This window comes from Hymenobacter agri, assembly GCF_054778495.1.
Genome location: NZ_BAAGZM010001281.1, coordinates 1 through 560, shown reverse-complemented (window position 1 = coordinate 560; position 560 = coordinate 1). Strand labels below are relative to the sequence as shown.

General features: G+C 67.7%; 1 protein-coding gene. It reads right to left on the bottom strand.

Features of this window, described 5'->3' with window-relative positions:
- Window positions 1-163: 163 nt before the first annotated feature.
- On the bottom strand, window positions 164-560 hold a 397-nt coding region (locus tag ACYVDE_RS25805), incomplete at its 5' end, for a hypothetical protein (protein WP_460504354.1).

Below are 560 nucleotides of genomic sequence, written 5' to 3'. Positions count from 1 at the left end.
CGATTGGGGCCGAACGTGGTTTTCACGGTGTCGTCGGCCACGTTGGCCTGCACCAACACCTGCTGCGCCTGCGCCGCCAGTGGCGCTCCCGCCAGCAGCGCCGCCAGCCAGGCGCGCCGCCGCAGGGTCAGCACTTTTTTTATCAGATAGTTACGCAGGCTATTCATTCCGAATACGTGGCAGTGTAGCCTTTGAAGTGAACCCGCAGCACATCGCCGCCGCGCAGCAGCCGGCGCGGCACCTGCACCACCAGGCGCTGCGATACTGCGCGGGTTTCGTAGCGACGCAGCACGCCCCGGCGGTCGGCCAGGTGCCAGTACAGGTAGGCGGGATAGCTGGGATCGGGGCGCAGTACCAGCGGCGGGGCATCGGCCGGAGCGGGCTGCTCCTGCCCTACCGGTGGGGTTTTGAGCGACGAAGCCGCTGTCCCTTCGGCGGCGGGCGGCATCATCGTCACGGTCGGGTCATCGGCCAGCAGCGGCAGGTCGATGGCGGGGGTGCGGGCGGCCTCGGGCCGGATAATGACGGCTACCAGACTATCGTGCGGCACAAAATCGAAC